General features: G+C 63.6%; 3 protein-coding genes. 1 reads left to right on the forward strand and 2 read right to left on the reverse strand.

Features of this window, described 5'->3' with window-relative positions; genetic code table 11:
* A partial coding sequence (locus VFA16_RS21160) for a hypothetical protein (RefSeq protein ID WP_324969714.1) occupies positions 1-274 on the forward strand: 274 nt, incomplete at its 5' end.
* A 306-nt stretch (positions 275-580) separates the two neighbouring features.
* Here VFA16_RS21160 and VFA16_RS21165 read toward each other — a convergent pair.
* Positions 581-1,240, reverse strand: coding sequence for a hypothetical protein (locus VFA16_RS21165; protein WP_324969715.1), 660 nt, complete (start codon positions 1,238-1,240; stop codon positions 581-583).
* Positions 1,241-2,139: 899 nt separating this feature from the next.
* The coding region (locus tag VFA16_RS21170) for a hypothetical protein (RefSeq protein WP_324969716.1) at positions 2,140-2,464 on the reverse strand (325 nt) is incomplete at its 5' end.

Consider the following 2,464-nt stretch of genomic DNA (forward strand, 5'->3'; position numbering starts at 1 on the left):
GGTCAGCTTCGCGCTGCACGGCGCCGGCCTGCTGTCATCGCCCGAGGACTCGACCCAGCTCGAGACCTATGGCGCGCCCGGCCCCGGCCGCTGGATCACGATCTACGCCGACCCGAGCCACGCCTTCCTAGTGGTCGCGGGGAGGGCGTTCAACACCGCCAACTACGGCGGGCCGAACATCCCCGCCGGGACCGGGCCGCGATGGCGCTATGACCCGCTCGGCAACCTTGCCGACGGCGGCAGCTACGTGGTCCGCCATCCGCCAGGGCTGTAGCGGGGTGAGAGTCGCCAGTCGAGCACGGATCGCGGCGACGTCCACAACTTCGTGGTGTTTCTCGGAATCCTTCACGTTTGATTGGCCGATTTCGGTGGTGCTTCGGCCGCACCGTAGTTGTCGGGTGCTGCCGGCGAGTTGCAATACCCGACGTTTGCTGGTCAGGAGCGGTGCCGTGGCGATCGAATGTCGGGATCGTCTGTAAACACTGACGATCTGACCCTCCGGACCGTATCACTCAAATCCGCGTCCATGCGGGCGGTGGGAGGGATTGCCGTGACCGGGCGAACAGGGTTATGACGACCGCTACCGATCAGCGTGTCCTGGCGGTGTGTCGTCCTCCTCGGGAGTGACCCGACGCGCATTACGGCCAAGGAGTGGATCGTGCAGGAGATCGGCGATCATTCCCTCGGATCCACCGATGCAAGCCCAGTCATCGTCCCAGAGTGTCGAGATCAGCCACGTGTGATCGTCTGGAAACATCAGATCCGGGAGTTCGCTGCTCTTCCAGTTGCGCTTCCCGTCCCGCGCCGGCCGCCAGGTGACGGCCTGCTCAGGTCCGGCTTGCACCAGCACATATTTCCATGTGACCGGAAGGTAGACCATCACCTTCGGCGCGTCGGAGAACACGACATCGCTCGCGCCGGTGTCGAGATACCCAAGCCACCATGGCTGCTTCGCCGTATGTCTCTCCAGCAGCTCGATCAGCGCGAGGTCCTGCTTGCGCTCTTCGCCTAAGTCCCGCGATCGGCCCGGAGCTCCGGGCTGCGCCAGCGTCGCATAGGCCTCGAAGATGGGCGGAATGGCGCGGGTGATCCATCGGCCCGGGGTGTTATTCGTGATCCAATCAACGTCGGCCTGGGTACCGACATTCCACACGATCCCGTCCTTCACCCGCGTGAGAGCCCGCTCGACCGTGTGGGAATGGTAGACGCGCTGATCGCCAGCCCCGGCATCGTGCGTCATCTCAGTTCGCTGCACACTGTTCTGACCCCCAGCCGAAGCGCCGAGCCAATTCTCATCAACGACGGAGTCTCCGAAGCAAGTTAGCCGAATACTCAAGCCCTACATGGGATGTACACGGTTCGGGTTTGCGTTCTGTCGCTTCCGTAAGCCTCACCGCCGACAACGACGGACACCACGCTGTACCAGTACCTCTCACTCGTGTCTTTGCACGGTGACTTGGCAGTTATCCACGCGCTTGAACCTCCGCCTGCCCGACCTGTCCACTGTTCGTGTCCATGGGGTGCCACTCGCGATCGGAGGTCCAAAACTCATACAAGGTTATCGTCACGGTGTTGACGCCGCTCGGGCATGTGCCTTGCTCCCACCAACCGTGTCCAGAGGCATAGCCGGTGGGTTTCGTCGACTCGTGAACGTTGTCGCCATCTGCGATCGGTTGGCACGGATATGTGTCCTGCGGGACCGCCGGCGCCGGAGATGTCGCTGCCGCGGTCTGCGACACTCCGATCATGAGGACAGCAAGTAGACTGGTGAATAAAGCAGCCCTCACAAACCAGGGCCGAGGGCGTTCACTCATTTCTGCCCCCTTCTTCCAGGGTGTCCCGTGAGAAAGCGGTGGGATACTCCGGCTTCCCACGTTGTAGATGCCACACGCAGACTACCAGGACGCTGCTCCGCTGTCGAGGTCCGTCACTCGGCGGATCCGGGCCATTCGAATGGAAGTTCACCCGCAGGGACCTGGACCACGTGCTCGACCAGTCGAGCACACCCCACAGGCACTACCGATCCAGCACAGCATTAGCGAATACGTCACACAACCACGTCAAAGGACTTTCTCGCCAGCGGAACGGCGTCGGCTACCACCCGAGCCGAACGTCGAGCACCCGTGAAGCACACTAGCGCTAGTGCCTGACCTCGCGGAACGGGGCGCCCGCTCTCACCAGTGGCTTGGCCGTCGTGGCCGGCGTGACGGCGGTCCGGTACAGGTAGGCGCAGACGCGACGCTCACCGAACCTCGTGCGCGCTCGCTTGTAGAGCACGAGCCTGAAGGGTGAGTGTGGCTCCGCGCGCTGCGGATAGAACAGCCAGCTCCACTCGCTGCTCGGCAGCCCGTACTCGGCGGTGGCGGTTCGCCGGCAGTGGGCGCCGCTGTACTGGATGAACGCGAGCAGGTGGGGCGTCTCGCCACGGCTGGGCAAGCGATCGTGACCGGTGATCGTGACCGTG

Origin of the sequence: Mycobacterium sp. (genome assembly GCF_035653355.1) — a bacterium.
Classification (GTDB): Bacteria; Actinomycetota; Actinomycetes; order Mycobacteriales; family Mycobacteriaceae; genus Mycobacterium.